Genomic DNA, 19769 nt, shown 5'->3' with positions numbered 1-19769 from the left:
ATGCTGACACTGCAACAGGCGCTGCGGCGTCATCCCTTGCCCCGGCTGGAAGCACGCATGCTATTGCAGCATGTGCGTCCCGGCCTGACCCATGCCCGGCTGATTGCCGATCCCGATCTGCCGCTGAGCGAGGTGGAGGCCAGCCAGTTCGAGCAACTGGCCCTGCGCCGGCTACAGGGTGAGCCGATGGCTTATCTGCTGGGCGAGCGCGAATTCTATGGCCGCAATTTCAATGTCAGCCCTGCGGTGCTGATTCCGCGCCCGGAAACCGAACATCTGGTCGAAGCTGCATTGGCGAGGCTGGGACAGGCTCCGGCGCAAGTGGTTGATCTGGGCTGTGGCAGCGGTGCCATTGCCATTACCCTGACGCTGGAAGCGGCCAACTGGCAGGTGTCGGCAGTGGATCTGTCGGCCGCTGCCTTGCAAGTAGCCATGGGCAATGCGCAGCAGCTGGGAGCAAGCATCCGTTTTCATCAGGGCAGCTGGTATCAGCCGCTGGGCGAGTCTGCTGGCTTTGACCTGATTATTTCCAATCCGCCGTATATCGAACAGCACGACCACCATCTGGCCGAAGGCGATGTGCGCTTCGAGCCACGCATGGCCCTGACCGACGAGGATGACGGTTTGAGTTGCCTGCGCGAGATTATTGCGGGCGCACCGGCGCGTTTGAAGGCGGGAGGCTGGCTGATGCTGGAGCATGGTTTCGATCAGGGAGACGCCGTGCGGCAGTTGCTGCAGTCTGCCGGCTTGCAGAATGTGGCGACGCTACCCGACCTTGCCGGGCTGGACCGGGTAAGCATAGGGCAGATGGCTGGCATATAAGCAGGGGCTTGCTTGTTATAGGCTGCATTGCCCTCGCGTGCGGCTGATCGGCTGCCCGCTGGCGAATCAATCGCACTTGCTTGCCTTGCATCAAAGGGATGGTTTGATTACAACGGCATGCTGGCACCTGCCGTATCCTTGGCGGATTATTCCGATGGTGATCGCTGAATTGTCTGGCCTGCTGATCATGCCGGAGGCTGATGGTGAGGCGGGCAGAGCAGGGTGTGTTGCGGTCTTTGACTGAGTGTAGTGACGGGGATGGTGTGCCGGGCACACATGTCCGCTTAAGCTGCCATGGTCGCCGTAGGCCTGAAATGAAAACAGGCGTAGCCCTTGTCCCGCAAGAGGACTCAGACTGCGCCTATTTCGAGCACAGATCAGACCGGCATAGGCCGGTCGTCACGGCTTAGTGGTGGTGGCCGTGGGCACCGTGTACGTGGCCGTGGCTGAGTTCTTCAGCGGTGGCTGCGCGTACTTCGGTTACCTTGGCAACAAAACGGATGGTCTGGCCAGCCAGCGGGTGGTTGGCATCAACAATGGCCTTGCCGTCAGCGATGTCGGTGACACGGAACAGCAGCACGTCGCCGGTTTCCGGATCGTCGGCTTCGAACATCATGCCAACTTCAACGTCGGCCGGGAATACGTCCAGATCTTCGACGCGGACCAGCTCTTCTTCCGGGTCGCCGAAGGCATCGTCCGGGGTCAGCTTGACGTCCACGGAGTCGCCAACTGCCTTGCCGTGCAGAGCCTCTTCCACCAGCGGGAAGATGCCATCATAGCCACCGTGCAGGTAGGCAATCGGTTCTTCGGTTTTGTCGAGGAGAGTATTCTCCGCGTCGAACATCTCGTAGTGGAGGGTAACGACGGTATCTTTGGCGATTTGCATCAGAAATTGTCCGGGATGAAATGAAAAATCTTGACAGGGCAGGGAGCGCGAGTCTTCCATTCTCCTGCAAGGAATGGTGCGGAACAGCCGCTTGAACGTATTGTAAACCATAGAAGGGCCTGCAAGCCCGTGAAACTGCCATGAAACCGATGACATTGCTGGGTGGACTCACCCCTGAAGAGTTTCTTCAAGATTACTGGCAAAAAAAACCTTTGCTGATTCGCGGTGCACTGACCGATGTGGGGCCGCATGTTGATTTCAAATGCCTGTCCGAACTGGCGATGCAGGAGGATGTTGAATCCCGCCTGATCGAAAATCGTAACGGTAAATGGCATCTGGAGCGTGGCCCCTTCCGTCCCGCCCGCTTCCGCAAGCTCGGTGAAACTGACTGGACCATTCTGGTGCAGAACGTCAATCACCACTTGCCGCATATCGACAACATCCTGTGGCAATTCGATTTCATCCCCTTCTCCAGGCTGGACGACCTGATGATCAGCTATGCCCCGCCGGGTGGCACGGTTGGTCCGCATTTCGACTCCTACGATGTTTTCCTGCTGCAAGTGGGAGGGCGCAAGCGCTGGCAGATTTCTTCGCAGGCCGATGATGATTTCATTCCGGATGCGCCCATCAGGGTATTGCAGGATTTCCGTGTGGAAGAGGAGTTCGTGCTGGAGCATGGCGATATGCTCTATCTGCCGCCCAAGTGCGCACACTACGGCGTGGCGCTGGAGCCGGGCATGACTTATTCCATCGGCTTCCGTGCAGCGCCGACACAGGAACTGGCCACCCAGTTCCTGGTATATATGCAGGATCGCATCTGCCTGGAAGGGCGTTACGCCGACCCGGAATTGCAACGCCAACCGGATCCGGCGCGCATCAGCGACGAGATGGTGGACAAGGTCAGCCAGATGCTGAGCCAGATTAGCTGGGACAAACAGATTGTCAGCGACTTTCTCGGTCATTACCTTACCGAGCCCAAGCCGCATGTATTCTACGATGCGCCTGACGATGAACTGGACGAAGAGGAATTTGCCACTGAATTGGCCAAGGCTGGCATTGAACTGGATCGCAAGAGCCTTATCCTGTTCCGCAATGAAATGTTCTATTGCAATGGTGAGCTTCTCGAAATCGAACCGGATGATGTTGCTGTGTGGCAACAGTTTGCCAACCAGCGCCGCTTGTCGGCTACGGACATCAGGCCGTCGTTATTGGATCAGCTGTACCAAGGATATCTAACTGGTTATTGGCATTTTCCGCAGTCTGTAGCAAAATAACCACATCAGATGTTCAAATGTACACATAGCAAGGCTGCTACCCTGCATGGATTGGCGTTCAAACGCCTATTTTGCCGGGAATGCTGCATTGCGGGAGGTTGCAGTAGGGTTGGTGGCGTTTTTGCTGGCTTGCCCCCCTACACAGCAATTTTTTTCGTGATACAATTTGCGCACTGAAAGATTTTCAGTCGCCCAGTCATATCCAAAACAGCTTGGGCGATTAAATTGACGTCTTGTTAACTTATCTTTAAAGGTCAAGAAAAAATGAAACAGTCGCTCCTCGTTGCTGCCCTGCTGGCCGTTGCTCTGTCCGCTTGCGGTAAGAAAGCTGATGCTCCGGCTGAAGCTTCCGCTCCTGCTGTTGAAGCTTCCGCTCCGGCTGCTGATGCTTCCGCTCCGGCTGCTGACGCTTCCGCTCCGGCTGCTGACGCTTCCGCTGCTGCTGCTTCCGCTCCGGCTGCTTCCGCTGCTCAGTAATTCAGCGCGAAAGCACCAAAAACCGGCTTCGGCCGGTTTTTTTACGTCCATGCTCCGGAAGTCTTGTATCTGTTCCGGTGCTGGCAAGAAAAAAGCCCGCTTGTGCGGGCTTTTTGCCTAGGAAGGTGCTGGCCTTACTGTAGTTCGGTCTGAAGCTTGGACAGAACGGATTTGGCAAAGCTGTCGGACAGCTGCTTGCCTTGTTTGTCCTGTACCGCAAGGGTGCTCAGGCCATTGCCGACATCCTTGACCAGGATGCGGTATTCCGGCCCGGTGGGGCTGGTCTTGTCTTCGGCATCCTTGCTCTTCCAGAAGGCCAGGCTGGACCAGAAACCACCACCACTGGAGGTGTTGTCGTTCTTGTCCAGTTCGCCCTTGGCAGGCTTCACATAGTAAATGCCTTGCGAGCGGTCGCGGTCGTTGACGACCAGGCCGATACGATCCAGAGCCAGGCCTACGCGACGCCAGGCGCGGTCGAAGCTGTCGTTGATGTTCAGCTTGCCATCCACAATGGTTTCTTTAGGCTTGTCTGCGACTGTCTGCGTTTGCTTGAGCGCTTCCTTGGCCTTCTCTTCGGTAATGCCCATGCGGATCATGAAGCGACCCAGCAATTCGGCTTCCAGGTTCGGGTCTACCGGACGGGGTTGCCACATGGTGTCCGATTTGCCTTCATTGATGAAGGTTTCGTACATGCCGCGGTGCGAGAAGTAGATTTCGGTACCGTTGGCAGTTTTTTCCAGGCGGATGCGGAATTTGTCGCGTTCCGGAGTCGACATTGCGCCGCCCAGTCCAACGGTTTCCATCAGCTTGCGAATGCCGTCAGCTGGCAGCTTGGCGCGATTTTCGGCCCAGTCGGTTTCCATGATGCCGAGGTCAGGCTCTTCAGTCTTGATGACAAAACCGTTTTCCTGCCAGAAGGCTTTCAGTACCGGCCACAGTTCCGCAGGTGACTTGCCCTTCACGGCGAGCCAGCGCTGGGTGCCAGCGCGCTCCATGCTGATGTTGTCGATACTCTTGATGGCAACCGTTTCAGTCGTTACGGGCTGTGCGGCTGCTTGCTGTGCCGCGGCTGCATTGTTGCTACTGGCCAGCGCCGATGCGCTACCAGTGGCCGGGATCACGTATTTGTTCTGGATTTGCGGTGCGGTCAGGTCTGGCGGTACTTCCAGCGAGTTGCCCAGTTTCGGCGGCTCAGCGGACTTGTAGTCCAGTTTCTTTTCCAGCGGATTGGAGGTGCTGCAACCGGCGAGGATGCCGGTTGCCAGCAGAATCGCGGCGGGCGCGCTTCGTTTCATGCGGACTCCCTTGTTGTCAGGGGGTTAGATGAGTTCAGCCTGCTTCATGGCGGCGGTCAGCTGCGGACGCAGGCTTTCCGACATCACATGAAGGGGCAGGCGGATGCCGTCAGGGATCAGGCCCAGCTCTTGCAGCACCCATTTGGCCGGAATCGGATTGGGTTCAGCAAACAGCTGCTTGTGCAGACCCTGCAACTTGTCATTCAGTTCGCGAGCCAGGGCAGCGTTACCGGCGATGGCGGCAGCACACATCTGGCTCATCAGTTTCGGTGCGACATTAGAAGTAACCGAAATCACACCATTGCCGCCGCACAGCATGAAAGCCATGCCGGTGGCGTCATCGCCGGAGTACAGCGCGAAGTTGGCTGGTACGCGGCTGATCAGGTCGCAAGCGCGGCCGATATCGCCAGTCGCGTCTTTGAGGCCGATGATGCCGGGCACCTGGGTCAGGCGCAGCACCGTGTCGTTATTCATGTCGGCAACGGTACGTCCCGGTACGTTATACAGGATCACCGGAATGTCGACACTTTCTGCAATGGCGCGGAAGTGGCGGTACATGCCTTCCTGGGTCGGCTTATTGTAGTAGGGCACAACCGACAGGGTCATGTCGGCGCCGGCCTGTTTGGCATGTGCGGCCAGTTCGATGGCTTCGGCGGTGGAGTTCGCCCCGGTGCCGGCGATCACCTTGACGCGTCCCTTGGCTTGTTTGATGACGGCTTCGACTACCTGCATGTGTTCAGCAACGGCCAGCGTGGCGGATTCGCCAGTGGTGCCGACAGCGACAATGCCGCTGGTTCCGTTATCGATGTGGAAATCAACGAGGCGGGAGAGCGATTCGAAGTCGACCCGACCATCTGTGGTCATCGGGGTGACCAGGGCAACCAAGCTACCGGTAAGCATAGTTCTGCCTATATCTAGGGATGAAGATTCAAAGTCTTCGATTGTAGCGGAATTCCCCTACGGGTCAAAAGCATGTCATCGCATTTGGCGTCGAGCGCCGGATTGTCCAGCTGATGTGATAGAATCCACGGTTTTTCCGATACTTACGGCTGGACTGGCTGAAGGATCTCAAGCGTGATTACCACTAGCAACATTACCATGCAGTTTGGCGTGAAGCCTTTGTTTGAAAAGGTTTCCGTCAAGTTTGGCGAAGGCAACCGTTATGGCCTGATTGGTGCCAACGGTTCCGGCAAATCGACATTCATGAAAATTCTGGGCGGTGACCTGGAGCAGACCAGTGGCGAAGTAGCCATTGAAAACGGTCTGCGCCTGGGTAAGCTGCGTCAGGATCAGTTTGGCTACGAAGAGCAGCGCGTCATTGATGTCGTGCTGATGGGCCACACTGAAATGTGGTCGGCAATGAGCGAACGCGACGCCATTTATGCCAATCTCGAAGCCACTGAAGATGACTACATGCACGCGGCTGAACTGGAAGCCAAGTTCGCCGAGTACGATGGCTATACCGCCGAGGCTCGCGCTGGCGAGCTGTTGATGGGTGTGGGCATTCCGGTCGAACAGCATTTTGGCCCGATGAGCGAAGTGGCACCGGGCTGGAAGCTGCGTGTTTTGCTGGCACAGGCGCTGTTCTCCAACCCGGACATCCTGTTGCTGGACGAACCGACCAACAACCTGGACATCAACACCATTCGCTGGCTGGAAAATGTGCTGAACGAGCGCAATTCCACCATGATCATCATTTCGCATGACCGTCACTTCCTGAACTCCGTGTGTACTCATATGGCGGATCTGGACTACAACACCATTCGCATTTATCCGGGTAACTATGACGATTACATGATCGCCTCGACCCAGGCGCGCGAACGCCAGTTGTCGTCCAACAGCAAGGCCAAGGAACGTATCCAGGAGCTGCAGGAGTTCGTGGCGCGTTTCTCGGCCAACAAGTCCAAGGCGCGGCAGGCTACTTCCCGACTGAAGCAGGTGGACAAGCTGAAGTCCGAGATGGTGGATGTGAAGCCCTCCAGCCGCCAGAGCCCGTTTATCCGCTTTGAAACCGACGACCGCTTCAAGCTGCATCGTCAGGCAGTAGAAGTGGAAAGCCTGAACAAGGCCTACGACAACAAAGTGCTGTTCAAGGATATGAGTTTCATCCTGGAGGCTGGTGCCCGCCTGGCGGTGATCGGCCCGAACGGTGCCGGTAAGACCTCGCTGGTCAAGTTGCTCGCTGGCGCCTTTGAAGCACGTCTCGCCGAAGGCCTGACTGCCGACTACGGCAATATCAAGTGGGCGGAAAAGGCGCAGATTGGCTATTTTGCCCAGGACCACGAAGCCGAGTTCGACAGCGACATGACGCTGACCGAATGGATGCGCGAGTGGGGCCAGGAAGGCGATGACGAGCAGGTTATCCGTGGCACGCTGGGGCGGCTGTTGTTTGGTGGCGACGAGGTGACCAAGCCGGTGCGCGTACTGTCCGGTGGTGAGAAGGGTCGCATGTTGTACGGCAAGCTGCTGCTGCAAAAGCCGAACGTGATGATCATGGACGAACCGACCAACCACATGGATATGGAATCCATCGAGGCGCTGAACATGGCGCTGGAAAAGTACAAGGGAACACTGATTTTCGTGTCGCACGACCGTCAGTTCGTCAGCTCGCTGGCAACTCATGTGCTGGAACTGGATGGCAAGGGTGGCTATGACTACTACACCGGCAATTACGAGGATTATCTGGCCAGCAAGGGCCTGGAGTAAGCCGGAAGACACGCTGCCGGCCTTGCCTTTGTCATCGGGGCAGACCGGCTAGAGCGATTGCTTTACCGACGGGAGCAGGTGCGCTATATTGCAGTGCGACATTGTGTTGCGCTGCAATAACGACAGCGCACGATGCTCCCGTTTTTACGTAGTGCCCACATAATAATTACAAGACAAGAACAGGAACCTGATCTCGAATGGGTCGATGGTGGAGCCCGAAAGTCGACCCGTGATCGGGTTGCCTGCAACCTCAAGTTAATGAAGGAAGAACCATGCGATTGAAAGGGAAAGTCTCCATCATCACTGGCGGTGCCAGCGGCATCGGCAAGGCTACTGCGGAAAAGTTCGTCAAGGAAGGCGCTATCGTTGCCGTCTGTGACCTGAACCTTGACGTTGTCAATGCGGTGGTGGAAGAACTGAAGGCTCTGGGCGGGGAGGCTGTCGGCTACCAGGTCAACGTGACGGACAAGGCGCAGATCGCCGATATGGTTGGTGATCTGAAAGCACGCTTTGGCCGCATCGACGTACTGGTGAACAATGCGGGCATCGTGATGGACGCCCAGCTGATCAAGATGACCGACGATCAGTTCGACAAGGTGATCGACATCAACCTGAAGGGCGTATACAACTGTGCCCGTGCCGTGGTGGATACCATGGTGGAGCAGGGTAGCGGCGTCATCCTGAACGCATCTTCGGTAGTCGGTGTGTATGGCAACTTTGGTCAGACCAACTACGCCGCCACCAAGTTCGGCGTGATCGGCTTCGTCAAGACCTGGGCCAAGGAATTGGGCAAGAAGGGTATCCGTGCCAACGCCGTATGCCCGGGCTTTGTGGCTACGCCTATCCTGAAATCCATGCCGGAAAAAGTGATCCAGGCCATGGAAGACAAGGTACCGATGAAGCGCATGGCCGATCCGGCCGAAATCGCCAATGTCTATGCCTTCCTGGCATCCGACGAAGCCAGCTACATCAATGGCGCGGCGATCGAAGTGACCGGTGGCCTGACGCTGTAATTGCGGTCTGTCATCAGTACAAACGCCCCGGCATGCCGGGGCGTTTGTCTGTCTGCTGCCTTGTCTCAGTCGTCCAGATCGCTGTCGTGGGCCAGCAAGGCCGCATCCACTTCGCGTCGGTGCAGGTGGGGAGCAAACAGTTCGACAAAAGTGTAGGCAAAGCCACGCAGATAGGCATCCTTGCGAATACCGATCTTGGTGGTGGACGGCTCGAACAGGTGACCGGCATCGATGATGCGCAAACCGGCATCGCGGTTCGGCTCGAAGGCCATGCTGGCGATGATGCCGATACCCAGACCGAGCGAAACATAGGTCTTGATCACATCGGTATCGATAGCCGTGAGCACCACATTCGGACTCAGCCCCTGATCAGCAAATGCCTTGTTGATTTTGGAGCGGCCAGCAAAGGCAAAGTCGTAAGTGACAATCGGATAACTGGCGATATCGGCCAGCGTAATGGGGCGTTCCAGCTGCAATAGCGGGTGATCCTGCGGCACCACAATCGAGCGGTTCCATTCGTAGCAGGGTAGCATCGCGAGCTCTTTGTAGAGCGCAATGCCTTCGGTTGCTACCGCCAGATCGGCCTCACCGGACACCACCATTTCGCAGATCTGGGTCGGGCTGCCTTGTTTGATGGAGAGCCTGACCTTGGGATAGCGTTGCACAAAGGCCGCAATCGTGGGCGGCAAGGCGTAGCGGGCCTGGGTATGGGTGGTGGCGATGGTCAGCGCACCTTCCGATTCACGCGAAAATTCGTCACCTACCCGTTTCAGGTTCTGTGCTTCACGTAGAATGCGCTCGGAAATGCGCAGCACTTCCTTGCCTGGCTCGGAAACCGACACCACGCGCTTGCCGTTGCGGATGAATACCTGAATGCCCAGCTCGTCTTCCAGCAGGCGAATCTGTTTGGAAATGCCGGGCTGAGAAGTATGCAGCTTTTCCGCTGCTTCGGAGACATTCAGGCCCTGTTTGGCCACTTCGACCAGATAGCGCAGCTGTTGCAGTTTCATAAGACGGGCATATTCCATAAAACCTGTAGGCATTAAATACTAACACAATATTCTTTTAGGTTTATATGGGGCTTGGGTAGGATGATGCCCTAGCCAGACTATACCTATGTGGAGCGCTCGATGAGCCTGGATGTGAAACTTGCCGCAACCCAAGCCTTGCTGACGGATATTGCCGCCAAGCACCCGGATGCGGTGCTGGCCAACAGCTATGGCGCCGAAGACATGGTGCTGACCGATCTGATCGCCCGCCTGGCCCTGCCGCTGCAGGTGTTCAGCCTGGACACCGGACGCCTGCCGGTGGAAACCTATACCCTGATGCAGCAGGTCGCCGAGTACTATCCCGCCGTACCGGTCAAGGTGTACTTCCCGCAGACCGATGCGACTGAAGCCTACGTCAATACCCATGGCATCAATGGTTTCTATCAGAGTGTGGAACTGCGTAAATCCTGTTGCCAGATTCGCAAGATCGAGCCGCTGAAACGTGCGCTGGCGGGCAAGTCAGCCTGGATTACCGGCCTGCGTCGCGAACAGTCGCCGACGCGCCAGGACCTGGGCAATCAGGAATTCGATGCCGACAATGGCCTGATGAAATTCAATCCGCTGATCGAGTGGACCGAGGCCGAAGTATGGGAATACATCCGCAGTAACGATGTTCCTTATAACGCCCTGCACGATCAGCGTTACCCCTCCATTGGCTGTGCACCCTGTACCCGTTCGATCACGGTCGGTGAGGACGTGCGTGCTGGCCGCTGGTGGTGGGAAAACCCGGAATCCAAGGAGTGTGGCCTGCACATCAAGGCAAGCCCGCTCAAGCGCCCAGCATAAGGCTGGCCGGCCAGCACAGGCCAACCTTACCCAAGGACATCCAACCATGTACCGTTATGATGAAGTCGACCACCGCATTGTGCGCGAGCGTGTCGAGCAGTTTCGTGATCAGACTCAGCGCTTTCTGGCGGGTCAGTTGTCCGAAGATGAATTCCGCCCGCTGCGGCTGATGAATGGCCTTTATGTACAGCGCCACGCCCCCATGCTGCGGGTGGCCATTCCCTATGGACATCTGGCGAGCCGCCAATTGCGCAAGCTGGCGCACATTGCCCGCCAGTACGACAAAAGCTATGCCCACCTGACCACGCGGCAGAACATCCAGTTCAACTGGCCGGAACTGGCGCAGGTACCGGATATTCTGGCCGAACTGGCCGAAGTGGAAATGCATGCCATCCAGACCTCCGGCAACTGCGTGCGCAATACCACCACCGATGCCTTCGCCGGCGTGGCTCAGGACGAATTGCTCGATCCGCGTGCCTATTGCGAAATCATCCGCCAGTGGAGCACCTTGCATCCGGAATTCGCTTTCCTGCCACGCAAGTTCAAGATTGCCGTTTCTGGCAGCGAGGAAGACCGTGCGGCCACCCAGGTGCACGATATCGGCCTGCATGTCGTGCGCAACGAGGCTGGCGAAGTCGGCTTCAAAGTGATTGTCGGCGGTGGTCTGGGGCGTACGCCGATAGTCGGCGAAGTGGTCAAGTCCTTCCTGCCCACCCGCCACTTGCTGACCTATCTGGATGCCGTGCTGCGCGTGTACAACCGCTTTGGCCGGCGCGACAACAAATACAAGGCGCGCATCAAAATCCTGGTCAAGGCCATGACCGTCGAAGCTTTTGCTGCCAAGGTGGAAGATGAGTGGCTCCACCTCAAAGATGGCCCATCGACCCTGCGTGACAGTGATGTTGCGCACTACGCCAGCTTTTTCATCGATCCTGCTTATGAGCAACTGCAAGCCAATCCGCCCGAGTTCAGCAGCAAGCTAGCCGCAGAGCCGGCCTTTGCCCGCTGGGTTGAGCGCAATACGCGCCTGCACAAGCGTGCCGGTTATCGCTCGGTGGTACTGTCACTGAAAAAAACCGGCGTGCCTCCGGGTGATATCAGTGCCGAGCAAATGGACGCCGCCGCCGACTGGGCAGACCGCTTCGCTTATGGCGAACTGCGCGTGGCACATGAACAAAACCTGATTCTGCCGGATGTGCGTGAGCGCGATCTGTACGAAGTCTGGCAACTGGCCAAGAGCCAGGGATTTGCCACACCGAACATCGGCCTTCTTACCGATATCATCTGCTGCCCCGGTGGTGACTTCTGCAGCCTGGCCAATGCACGCTCCATTCCCGTCGCGGAAGCCATCCAGACACGTTTCGAGGACCTGGATTACCTGTTCGATCTGGGTGAAATCGACTGCAACTTCTCCGGTTGCATGAATGCCTGTGGTCATCATCACATTGGCAATATCGGCATTCTGGGCGTCGACAAGAACGGCGAGGAGTGGTACCAGATCACCCTCGGCGGCAGCCAGGGTAGTCACACCACCATCGGTAAGGTGATTGGCCCTTCGTTTGCCCAGGCGGATGTGCCCTTGGCCTTCGAAAAAATCATGACCGTGTATCTGGAGCAGCGCGCAGTCGGCGAGCGCTTTATCGAAACCGTACGCCGCATTGGCCTCGACCCCTTCAAGGAACGCGTTTATGCAAAGCATCATTAAAGACGGCCAGATTGTTCAGGATGGCTGGCAAATCCTGCGAGCGGATGCCGAAGGGCAGTACCCGGCAGTGGCAGCCGACGTCGACGTGATTGTTCCACTGTCGCAATGGCTGGCTGACAAGGCTGTCTGGCAAGCTCGTCCAGGTAAAACTGCTGTCTGGCTGGCTCCGGCGGATGATCCGCAGCTGCTGGCTGCGGACTTGGCTGCATTGCCGCTGGTAGCGGTGGATTTCCCGGCATTTACCGATGGTCGCGGATACAGTCTGGGACGACTGTTGCGCGAACGATACAGCTATGCCGGTGAGTTAAGAGCTCTGGGCGACGTGTGGGTGGATTTGCTGCACTATCTCTGGCAGGTTGGCTTCAATGCCTTTGAAATCAAGGATGGCAAAGCGATTGATACTGCACTGTCCGGATATGACACCTTCACGGAACGCTACCAGTCTACCCATCGAGAACCGGTTCCCTTGTTTCGTCGTCGTGTAACATCGTTGTGATAGTGTCGTGTGAATGATACAGAAGTGCTGAGCTCGGCCTGAATTCTGATGCTTTTTTGCAACATTTTGGCAGTGACAGCCGTCGCGCTGTGTTGACACCGGGTGGACGCATTTCTATAGTGCCCGTTAACTGCATAAACACAGTTTGGCGCTTACCCTGTTGTTTGCAGTAGAATTGTCCGCGTGGTGTTTGCGTCAACCGCATCAATACCGATTCATAGATAAAAGAGGGAATAATATGACTAAACAGCTGAAACTGAGCGCCCTGGTTGCTGCTCTGCTGGTTTCTGCTAGCGCGTTCGCAGCTAAGCCGGGCTACACCGTAGATCAAACCACTGATGCCGTTTCCCGTAACAACTACGGCGAATGCTGGCACACCACCTACTTCGACAAGGCCAAGGATGGCCTGGTTGAGTGTGGCGATCGCGAAGCTGCTAAGCCGGCTGCCCCGGTAGCGCAAGCTCCGAAGGCTGCTCCGGTTTCCGTGAAGGAACATGTAACCCTGTCCGCCAAGGTTCTGTTCAACTTCGACAAGGCTACCCTGCGTGCTGATGCCAAGAACGAACTGGATCCGCTGGTTGCCAAGCTGAAGGCTCACGCTGGTCAAGGCGTTCTGAACGGTGTTGAAATTGACGGCTACACCGACTTCATGGGTAGCGACAAGTACAACAACGCTCTGTCCCAGAAGCGTGCTGATGCTGTTAAGGAATACTTCGTAAATGCCGGCGTACCGGCTGAGAAGGTTGCTGCAGTTGGCAAGGGCAAAGCTGATGCCAAGATGAGCGACGAGTGCAAGTCCAAGTTCCCGAAGTATGCCAAGAACAAGAAGCAAAATGCTGAAATCAAGGCCTGCATCGAGCCGGATCGTCGTGTTGACGTAGTCATCGACGCTGTTAAGGTTACCACCCAGCAGTAATCTGCTCCGGTAGACCTGAAAAGCCCCACAGACGTGGGGCTTTTTTGTTTTGCTCGTCTTTTGCACTTGGCTGGACGCTGCGCGGTGCCCACGGCTACAATCGTAGGTTTTCAGGACTAGGCAGCACATGCAGGTATTTCTAGGAGACCCGCGACGCTTTGGGCTCGCTGGCTGCGCATTGACCATCGGTAATTTCGATGGTGTGCATCTGGGCCACCAGCACATGCTGCAGCGACTCAAGGAAGAGGCCAAGGCCCGTTCCTTGCCCACTGCGCTACTGACGTTCGAACCACACCCGCGCGAGTTTTTCACCCGTAGCAATCCGCCGGCCAGGCTGTCCACCTTGCGCGACAAGTTTGCCTTTCTGCGCGAACTGGGCTTGCTGGATTATGTGTTTGTCTTTCGTTTCAACCAGCGTTTTTCCGGGATGAGCGCAGACGCTTTCATCCGTGATGTGCTGGTGCGCGATCTGAAAACCCGCTATTTGCTGATCGGTGATGATTTCCAGTTTGGTGCTGCCCGCAAGGGTAATTTCGACTTGCTATCTGCCTGTCCGGATTTTGTTACCGAGGCCATGCCGTCGGTACTGGTCCAGGGAGAGCGCGCCTCCAGCACGCTGGTGCGGGAGCGGCTGGCACTGGGTGACCTGGATGCAGCCAATGCCTTGTTGGGACGTTGCTATCAGATATCCGGCAAGGTGATGCATGGGAAGAAACTGGGGAGAACTATCGGTTTTCCCACCATCAATGTCCATCTTCCACATTTGAAGCCGGCCTTGCAGGGCGTGTTTGTGGTAGAAGTAGAGACTCCCCTTGGTCGCAAGGGTGGTGTGGCCAGTCTGGGGCTGAACCCCACGGTCAGCACCAGTAGCGACTACAAGCTGGAAGCACATCTGTTTGATTTCTCTGGCGATCTGTATGGCCAGCGCGTCACGGTGCGCTTCCTGAAGAAACTGCGCGATGAAGAGCGCTATGACAATTTGCCGGCATTGGTGGCGCAGATCGAACGCGATGCTGCCAGTGCCCATACCTATTTGACCAGTTTGCAGCGAGAGCAGGCATGAGCATCGATTACCGTAAAACCGTCAACCTGCTGGATACCCCGTTCGCTATGCGAGGGGATCTGGCCAAGCGCGAACCTGCCTGGGTCAAGCGCTGGCAGGAACAGAAGCGCTACGACAAGGTACGCAAACTGTCAGCTGGCCGTCCCAAATTCATTCTGCACGATGGCCCGCCCTATGCTAACGGCGACATCCATATCGGCCATGCCGTCAACAAGGTGCTGAAGGATATTATCGTCCGCTCCAAGACGCTGGCCGGCTTTGATGCCCCCTATGTGCCGGGCTGGGATTGTCATGGCCTGCCCATCGAGCTGATGGTGGAAAAGCTGCATGGCAAAGCGATTCCGGCGGCAAAATTCCGCGAACTGTGTCGCGAGTATGCCAAGGAGCAGATTGCCCGCCAGAAAAAGGACTTCATCCGTCTGGGCGTGCTGGGTGATTGGGATAATCCCTATCTCACCATGGACTTCAAGACCGAGGCCGACATCGTGCGCACGCTGGGTACGATCTGCAGCAATGGCTATCTGTTCAAGGGCGAGAAGCCGGTGCACTGGTGTATCGAGTGCGGCTCGGCACTGGCCGAGGCTGAAGTCGAATACGAAGACAAGAATTCTCCGGCCATTGATGTTGGTTTCAAGGTACTGGACAGCGACAAGCTGGCAGTAGCGTTTGGCTTGACCGAAGAGCAGGTGAGCGATGCCCAAGCGGTTATCTGGACCACCACGCCATGGACCCTGCCGGCCAACCAGGCGGTGGCGGTGAGTGCCACGCTGACTTACCAGTTGATCGCCACCCCCAAGGGCAAGCTGATCCTGGTCAAGGAGCTGGCAGAGTCGGCCCTGCAGCGCTACGGCTTCTCCGAAACCGTCGTCTTGGGCGAAACCACCGGTGCGCAACTGGACATGATTCAGTTGCAACACCCGTTCTATGCACGCAGCGTGCCGCTGATTTGTGGCGACCACGTCACTACTGATGCCGGTACCGGTCTGGTGCATACCGCGCCGGCGCACGGTCTGGAAGACTTCCAGGTGGGGCAGCAGTATGGCTTGCCGATCGACAACCCGGTTGCCGACGATGGCCGCTACAAGTCCACCACCGAACTGTTTGCCGGCCTGACGGTCTGGGAAGCCAACCCCAAGGTCATCGAAACCCTGGAGCAACATGGCACCCTGATTCATCAGGCGCGCCTGCTGCATAGCTACCCGCACTGCTGGCGTCACAAGACCCCCATCATTTTCCGTGCGACAGCCCAATGGTTCATCGGCATGGACAAGGCTGGCGAGGATGGTGTGGCACTGCGTGAGCGTGCCAAGAGCGCCGTCGATGCCACCGAATTCTTCCCGGCCTGGGGGCGTGCCCGTCTGGAAGCCATGATTGGCAATCGTCCTGACTGGTGCGTATCGCGCCAGCGTAACTGGGGCGTGCCGATGACCTTCTTCGTGCACAAGGAAAGCGGTGAGCTGCATCCGCGTTCGCTGGCTTTGCTGGAAGAAGTGGCGCTGCGCATCGAACAGCAGGGTATTGAAGCCTGGTTCAGCCTGGATGCGCGCGAACTGCTGGGCGACGAGGCCGAGGAATACCGCAAGCTTTCCGACACGCTGGACGTATGGTTTGATTCCGGCTCTACCCACTTTGCCGTGCTCAAGCAGCGTGCCGAGCTGGCGTGGCCGGCCGACCTGTACCTGGAAGGCAGCGACCAGCATCGCGGCTGGTTCCAGTCCTCCTTGCTCACCGGCTGCGCCACCATTGGCCGCGCGCCCTACAAGCAATTGCTGACCCACGGCTTCGTGGTGGATGGCAAGGGCCTGAAGATGTCCAAGTCCAAGGGCAATGTGGTGGCACCGCAAAAGGTGAACGACAGCCTGGGTGCTGACATCCTGCGCCTGTGGGTGGCTTCTACCGATTATTCCGGTGAGCTGGCGATTTCCGATGAAATCCTCAAGCGGGTGACCGAGAGCTACCGCCGCCTGCGCAATACCCTGCGTTTCCTGCTGGCCAATCTGTCGGATTTCGATCCGCTGGACAATGCCGTGCCGTTTGGCGAAATGCTGGAGCTGGATCAGTACGCCTTGCTGATGGCGCGCCAGGTGCAAGAGCGCGTAGCGGGCGAGCTGTACACCCGTTATGCCTTCCATCATGCGATGCAGGACGTGGTGAACTATTGCTCGGAGGATCTGGGCGCGTTCTACCTCGACATCATCAAGGATCGTCTTTACACCACCCAGGCCGACAGCCGTGCCCGCCGCAGCGCCCAGACTGCCTTGTACCATCTCAGCCGCAGCCTGCTGCTGCTGATCGCGCCGGTGCTGTGCTTTACCGCTGACGAAGCGTGGGAAGTGCTGACCAAGAGCGAGGAAGAGTCCACGCTCTTCCATACCTGGCACGAGTTCCCGGCCCTGAGCAGCGCCAGCGAGCAAGCCTTGCAGCAGAAGTGGGATGCCATTCGCAGCCTGCGCGCCCAGGCCAACAAGCAGATTGAAGAGTTGCGCAGTGCTGATCAACTGGGCTCTTCGCTGCAGGCCGAGCTGGATATCGAAGCCGCGGGCGATCTGTATCAGCAACTGGCCAGCCTTGGCGATGATCTGAAGTTTGTGCTGATCGTGTCGGCCGCACGGGTCAAGGAAGCGGATGAAACCCGCATTACGGTTACGCCGTCCACTTATCAGAAATGTGAGCGCTGCTGGCACTATCGTGCCGATGTCGGGTCACATGCTGGTCATGGCGCGGTGTGTGGACGCTGCGTGGACAATATCGATGGCAAGGGCGAAAGCCGGGCTCACGCCTGACCTCGCCTGAGTGAGCTCCCGGGTCTGGGCCCGGGAGCGTCCTAGCGGCAAGGGATGTAATGCAATGGAATCCGTAATGAGTGCGCCTCACGCCAAAAGCTGGCCCAAGTGGATGGGGCTGGCGCTGCTGGTCATCGTGCTGGACCAGTTGTCCAAGATCTATTTCAACAGTCAGTACCAGTTTGGTGAAATGCGGGATGTCATTCCCGGCTATTTCAGCTTTACCCTGATCTACAATCCGGGAGCCGCCTTCAGCTTTCTGCGAGATGCTGGCGGTTGGCAGAAATATCTGTTCACTCTGCTGGCGCTGGGCGTGTCCGGCTATCTGGGCTGGAACATCATCAAGGGGCGTTTTACCAGCCTGATGAATGTCGCCGCCAGCTTTATCATCGGTGGTGCCATCGGCAATGTGATCGACCGCCTGGCTTATGGCCATGTGGTGGATTTCATCCTGGTGCATTACCACAACAGCTGGTACTACCCGGCCTTCAATCTGGCTGACTCTTTCATCTGTGTCGGTGCCGTCTTGATGGTGCTGGACAGCATGAAACAGCCCAAATCTGCCTGATACCTGTTTTCGCACCGTCGCCGTTGGCGGCGGTCTTTCTGTAAGGATTGCTGATGACGAAGACCATCATGCTGGCCAATCCCCGTGGCTTTTGTGCCGGGGTAGACCGGGCCATCGCCATCGTCGAGCGTGCCATCGAGAAGTTTGGGGCTCCCATTTATGTGCGCCACGAGGTGGTGCACAACCGCTTCGTGGTGGAAAACCTGCGTGCCAAGGGCGCGGTGTTCATTGAAGAGCTGAAAGATGTACCGGCAGGCAGCACCCTGGTCTATTCGGCACATGGTGTGCCCTTGTCGGTGCGGGCCGAGGCCGAAGCGCTGGGGCTGCAAGTATTCGATGCCACCTGTCCGCTGGTGACCAAGGTGCATGTCGAGGTGAAGCGCATGCACCAGGCGGCGATGGAAATCGTGATGATTGGTCATGCCGGTCATCCTGAGGTCGAGGGCACCATGGGGCAGGTGGAGGGAGGCATGTATCTGGTGGAGAACGTTGCCGATGTCGCCAACTTGCAGGTGCGCAATCCGCAAGCACTGTCCTATGTCAGCCAGACCACGCTGTCAGTGGATGAAACCCGCGACATCATTGTCGCCCTGAAAGCGCGTTTCCCTGGCATTACCAGTCCGAAGAAGGACGATATCTGCTATGCCACGCAGAATCGTCAGGATGCGGTCAAGGTGCTGGCCAACGAGTGCGATATTGTGATTGTGGTGGGGTCGCCCAACAGCTCCAACTCCAATCGCCTGCGTGAAGTCGCCGCGCTGAAGGGGGTTGAGGCGTATATGGTCGATAATGCCAGCCTGCTGCAGGAAGCCTGGTTTGCTGGCAAGCAGCGTGTGGGCGTGACTGCCGGGGCCAGTGCGCCGGAAGTGCTGGTGCAGGCTGTCATCGATCAGATCCGCCAGTATGGTGCAGGAGAGATTACTGAACTGGATGGCGTGGAAGAGTCGACCGTGTTCGCCCTGCCGGCGGGGCTGCGCGACAAATAACGGTTGTGGCAATATCAGAAAAAAGCTCTGCAATTGATTGCAGAGCTTTTTTTATTGCTGGCCGGCGGAGTTCAGCTGCTTTTTCTGGGTTTGCCACCATAGCGCTGGGTGATTTCGCTGGCCGCCTGCATGATCAGCGATCCCAGGTGGGTGATGCGCTCGTCCGGGATGCGCGATTTGGGGCCGGATACCGAGATGGCGGCGAATGCCTGACCGCTTTCGTCGTAGATGCAGCTGGCTACGCAACGCAGCCCAAGTGCATGTTCGCCATCGTCAAAAGCGAAGCCCTGTTGCTGAACCCGCAGTAGCTGTTCTTTTAGCAGGGCGGGGGTGGTGATGGTGTGCTCGGTGTAATGCGGCAAGCCGGTTTTTTGCAAGATACGGTTCAGGTGTTCTGCATCCTGGGCGGCCAGAAAAGCCTTGCCAGCAGCAGAGGCGTGTAGCGGCAGACGGCCGCCAATCGGGGCCAGCATGCGCATCAGTTCGCGGCATTGCACTTGGCCGACCACCACGCTTTGCCAGGCATCGGTATCGAATACCACCAGATTGCTGGTTTCACCTGCAGCCTCCATGGTTCGGCGCAATACCGGCATGGCGAGGGTGGACAGATCGCGGCTACCCAGAAAGCCGCTGCCTACGGTAAAGGCGCGCACGCCTATGCTCCACAGTCCCAGATCGCCGGTTTGTTGTACAAAACCCATTTGCTGCATGGTGCTGAGCAAGCGATGGGTGGTGGAGTTGGGCAGGCCCACTTGCATGGAGAGGTCAGTCAGCATGATGCCGGCAGGCGCTTCGGCAATCCGCTCCAGCAATACCAAGCCCCGGGTCAGTGACTGAACCTGGCCTGTGCTAGCGCTTCCGCCTTCTGCGCGTTTACGGGTGGGAGTACGCGGGGTGCTGTCGGCTTTGGCCATATATCCTCTTGGCGTGGGCGGATGGGGAAG

At 57.5% G+C, this 19769-nt stretch carries 19 protein-coding genes; 13 read left to right on the top strand and 6 right to left on the bottom strand.

From position 1 onward, the window contains the following. Together prmC and FAZ30_RS01035 are read left to right on the top strand one after the other, a co-directional pair. Window positions 1-822: a peptide chain release factor N(5)-glutamine methyltransferase gene (prmC, locus tag FAZ30_RS01040; protein ID WP_199731060.1), complete on the top strand. Its 822-nt coding sequence runs from the start codon at window positions 1-3 to the stop codon at window positions 820-822. A 37-nt stretch (window positions 823-859) separates the two neighbouring features. Then, complete coding sequence (locus FAZ30_RS01035) at window positions 860-1066, top strand: hypothetical protein (protein ID WP_137008413.1); 207 nt, start codon at window positions 860-862, stop codon at window positions 1064-1066. A gap of 162 nt (window positions 1067-1228) precedes the next feature. On the opposite strand, the gene FAZ30_RS01030 is transcribed toward FAZ30_RS01035, so the two are convergent. Then, the gene (locus FAZ30_RS01030) at window positions 1229-1708 is read right to left on the bottom strand and encodes an FKBP-type peptidyl-prolyl cis-trans isomerase (protein ID WP_059287093.1); all 480 of its coding nucleotides are present in this window, start codon (window positions 1706-1708) and stop codon (window positions 1229-1231) included. A 140-nt stretch (window positions 1709-1848) separates the two neighbouring features. Between FAZ30_RS01030 and FAZ30_RS01025 the strand changes: the two genes are divergently transcribed. Beyond that, entirely contained in the window at window positions 1849-2982 is a 1134-nt protein-coding gene (locus FAZ30_RS01025) for a ribosomal protein uL16 3-hydroxylase (RefSeq protein ID WP_124644724.1), read from the top strand. 66 nt (window positions 2983-3048) lie between these two features. Here the strand turns inward: FAZ30_RS01025 and FAZ30_RS20550 are convergent, their stop codons facing one another. The 3 genes from FAZ30_RS20550 to dapA form a co-directional block, all read right to left on the bottom strand. Then, window positions 3049-3510 carry a hypothetical protein gene (locus tag FAZ30_RS20550; protein ID WP_158613624.1) on the bottom strand — a complete coding sequence of 154 codons (462 nt, stop codon included), beginning with the start codon at window positions 3508-3510 and terminating at the stop codon, window positions 3049-3051. A gap of 83 nt (window positions 3511-3593) precedes the next feature. Continuing rightward, window positions 3594-4754: an outer membrane protein assembly factor BamC gene (gene bamC / locus FAZ30_RS01015; RefSeq protein ID WP_124644725.1), complete on the bottom strand. Its 1161-nt coding sequence runs from the start codon at window positions 4752-4754 to the stop codon at window positions 3594-3596. 24 nt (window positions 4755-4778) lie between these two features. Further along, the gene (gene dapA / locus FAZ30_RS01010) at window positions 4779-5654 is read right to left on the bottom strand and encodes a 4-hydroxy-tetrahydrodipicolinate synthase (RefSeq protein ID WP_124644726.1); all 876 of its coding nucleotides are present in this window, start codon (window positions 5652-5654) and stop codon (window positions 4779-4781) included. 174 nt (window positions 5655-5828) lie between these two features. On the opposite strand from dapA, the gene FAZ30_RS01005 reads away from it, so the two are divergent. Next, window positions 5829-7460: an ABC-F family ATPase gene (locus tag FAZ30_RS01005; RefSeq protein WP_124644727.1), complete on the top strand. Its 1632-nt coding sequence runs from the start codon at window positions 5829-5831 to the stop codon at window positions 7458-7460. 272 nt (window positions 7461-7732) lie between these two features. Next, the gene (gene fabG / locus FAZ30_RS01000) at window positions 7733-8473 is read left to right on the top strand and encodes a 3-oxoacyl-ACP reductase FabG (RefSeq protein ID WP_103523387.1); all 741 of its coding nucleotides are present in this window, start codon (window positions 7733-7735) and stop codon (window positions 8471-8473) included. A 65-nt stretch (window positions 8474-8538) separates the two neighbouring features. Here the strand turns inward: fabG and cysB are convergent, their stop codons facing one another. After that, complete coding sequence (gene cysB / locus FAZ30_RS00995; RefSeq protein WP_124644728.1) at window positions 8539-9483, bottom strand: HTH-type transcriptional regulator CysB; 945 nt, start codon at window positions 9481-9483, stop codon at window positions 8539-8541. A gap of 120 nt (window positions 9484-9603) precedes the next feature. On the opposite strand from cysB, the gene FAZ30_RS00990 reads away from it, so the two are divergent. From FAZ30_RS00990 to ispH, 8 genes are all read left to right on the top strand, one after another. After that, window positions 9604-10308: a phosphoadenylyl-sulfate reductase gene (locus FAZ30_RS00990; RefSeq protein ID WP_137008411.1), complete on the top strand. Its 705-nt coding sequence runs from the start codon at window positions 9604-9606 to the stop codon at window positions 10306-10308. Window positions 10309-10354: 46 nt separating this feature from the next. Further along, window positions 10355-12013 carry a nitrite/sulfite reductase gene (locus tag FAZ30_RS00985; protein WP_124644730.1) on the top strand — a complete coding sequence of 553 codons (1659 nt, stop codon included), beginning with the start codon at window positions 10355-10357 and terminating at the stop codon, window positions 12011-12013. Further along, window positions 11997-12509: a DUF934 domain-containing protein gene (locus FAZ30_RS00980; RefSeq protein ID WP_124644731.1), complete on the top strand. Its 513-nt coding sequence runs from the start codon at window positions 11997-11999 to the stop codon at window positions 12507-12509. Before FAZ30_RS00985 ends, FAZ30_RS00980 begins: the two co-directional genes overlap by 17 nt. A gap of 238 nt (window positions 12510-12747) precedes the next feature. Further along, on the top strand, window positions 12748-13425 hold the full coding sequence (locus FAZ30_RS00975) for an OmpA family protein (protein ID WP_124644732.1): 678 nt from the start codon (window positions 12748-12750) through the stop codon (window positions 13423-13425). A 127-nt stretch (window positions 13426-13552) separates the two neighbouring features. Then, window positions 13553-14488, top strand: a complete 936-nt coding sequence (locus tag FAZ30_RS00970; protein ID WP_124644733.1) for a bifunctional riboflavin kinase/FAD synthetase — start codon at window positions 13553-13555, stop codon at window positions 14486-14488. Beyond that, a complete protein-coding gene (gene ileS, locus FAZ30_RS00965; RefSeq protein WP_124644734.1) occupies window positions 14485-17271 on the top strand; it encodes an isoleucine--tRNA ligase in 2787 nt (928 codons plus the stop codon). Before FAZ30_RS00970 ends, ileS begins: the two co-directional genes overlap by 4 nt. A gap of 76 nt (window positions 17272-17347) precedes the next feature. Then, window positions 17348-17839 (top strand): signal peptidase II, encoded by a 492-nt coding sequence (gene lspA, locus FAZ30_RS00960; protein ID WP_233578583.1) that lies wholly within the window; start codon window positions 17348-17350, stop codon window positions 17837-17839. 53 nt (window positions 17840-17892) lie between these two features. Beyond that, window positions 17893-18825 (top strand): 4-hydroxy-3-methylbut-2-enyl diphosphate reductase, encoded by a 933-nt coding sequence (ispH, locus tag FAZ30_RS00955; RefSeq protein ID WP_124644736.1) that lies wholly within the window; start codon window positions 17893-17895, stop codon window positions 18823-18825. 71 nt (window positions 18826-18896) lie between these two features. Here ispH and iclR read toward each other — a convergent pair whose 3' ends face one another. After that, window positions 18897-19739 (bottom strand): glyoxylate bypass operon transcriptional repressor IclR, encoded by an 843-nt coding sequence (gene iclR, locus FAZ30_RS00950; RefSeq protein WP_124644737.1) that lies wholly within the window; start codon window positions 19737-19739, stop codon window positions 18897-18899. Window positions 19740-19769: the final 30 nt, after the last annotated feature.

Origin of the sequence: Aquitalea aquatilis, from assembly GCF_005155025.1 — a bacterium.
In the GTDB taxonomy this organism is placed as follows: domain Bacteria; phylum Pseudomonadota; class Gammaproteobacteria; order Burkholderiales; family Chromobacteriaceae; genus Aquitalea; species Aquitalea aquatilis.
This window is presented reverse-complemented; position numbering and strand designations above follow the sequence as displayed.

Coding starts and splice junctions, on each gene's coding strand:
- bamC (WP_124644725.1), bottom strand. CDS start 4,754: ATGAAACGAAGCGCGCCCGCCGCGATTCTGCTGGCAACCGGCATCCTC.
- ispH (WP_124644736.1), top strand. CDS start 17,893: ATGACGAAGACCATCATGCTGGCCAATCCCCGTGGCTTTTGTGCCGGG.
- FAZ30_RS00980 (WP_124644731.1), top strand. CDS start 11,997: ATGCAAAGCATCATTAAAGACGGCCAGATTGTTCAGGATGGCTGGCAA.
- iclR (WP_124644737.1), bottom strand. CDS start 19,739: ATGGCCAAAGCCGACAGCACCCCGCGTACTCCCACCCGTAAACGCGCA.
- ileS (WP_124644734.1), top strand. CDS start 14,485: ATGAGCATCGATTACCGTAAAACCGTCAACCTGCTGGATACCCCGTTC.
- prmC (WP_199731060.1), top strand. CDS start 1: ATGCTGACACTGCAACAGGCGCTGCGGCGTCATCCCTTGCCCCGGCTG.
- FAZ30_RS00990 (WP_137008411.1), top strand. CDS start 9,604: ATGAGCCTGGATGTGAAACTTGCCGCAACCCAAGCCTTGCTGACGGAT.
- FAZ30_RS20550 (WP_158613624.1), bottom strand. CDS start 3,510: ATGGACGTAAAAAAACCGGCCGAAGCCGGTTTTTGGTGCTTTCGCGCT.
- FAZ30_RS01030 (WP_059287093.1), bottom strand. CDS start 1,708: ATGCAAATCGCCAAAGATACCGTCGTTACCCTCCACTACGAGATGTTC.
- FAZ30_RS00975 (WP_124644732.1), top strand. CDS start 12,748: ATGACTAAACAGCTGAAACTGAGCGCCCTGGTTGCTGCTCTGCTGGTT.
- FAZ30_RS01025 (WP_124644724.1), top strand. CDS start 1,849: ATGAAACCGATGACATTGCTGGGTGGACTCACCCCTGAAGAGTTTCTT.
- FAZ30_RS00985 (WP_124644730.1), top strand. CDS start 10,355: ATGTACCGTTATGATGAAGTCGACCACCGCATTGTGCGCGAGCGTGTC.
- dapA (WP_124644726.1), bottom strand. CDS start 5,654: ATGCTTACCGGTAGCTTGGTTGCCCTGGTCACCCCGATGACCACAGAT.
- fabG (WP_103523387.1), top strand. CDS start 7,733: ATGCGATTGAAAGGGAAAGTCTCCATCATCACTGGCGGTGCCAGCGGC.
- FAZ30_RS00970 (WP_124644733.1), top strand. CDS start 13,553: ATGCAGGTATTTCTAGGAGACCCGCGACGCTTTGGGCTCGCTGGCTGC.
- cysB (WP_124644728.1), bottom strand. CDS start 9,483: ATGAAACTGCAACAGCTGCGCTATCTGGTCGAAGTGGCCAAACAGGGC.
- lspA (WP_233578583.1), top strand. CDS start 17,348: ATGAGTGCGCCTCACGCCAAAAGCTGGCCCAAGTGGATGGGGCTGGCG.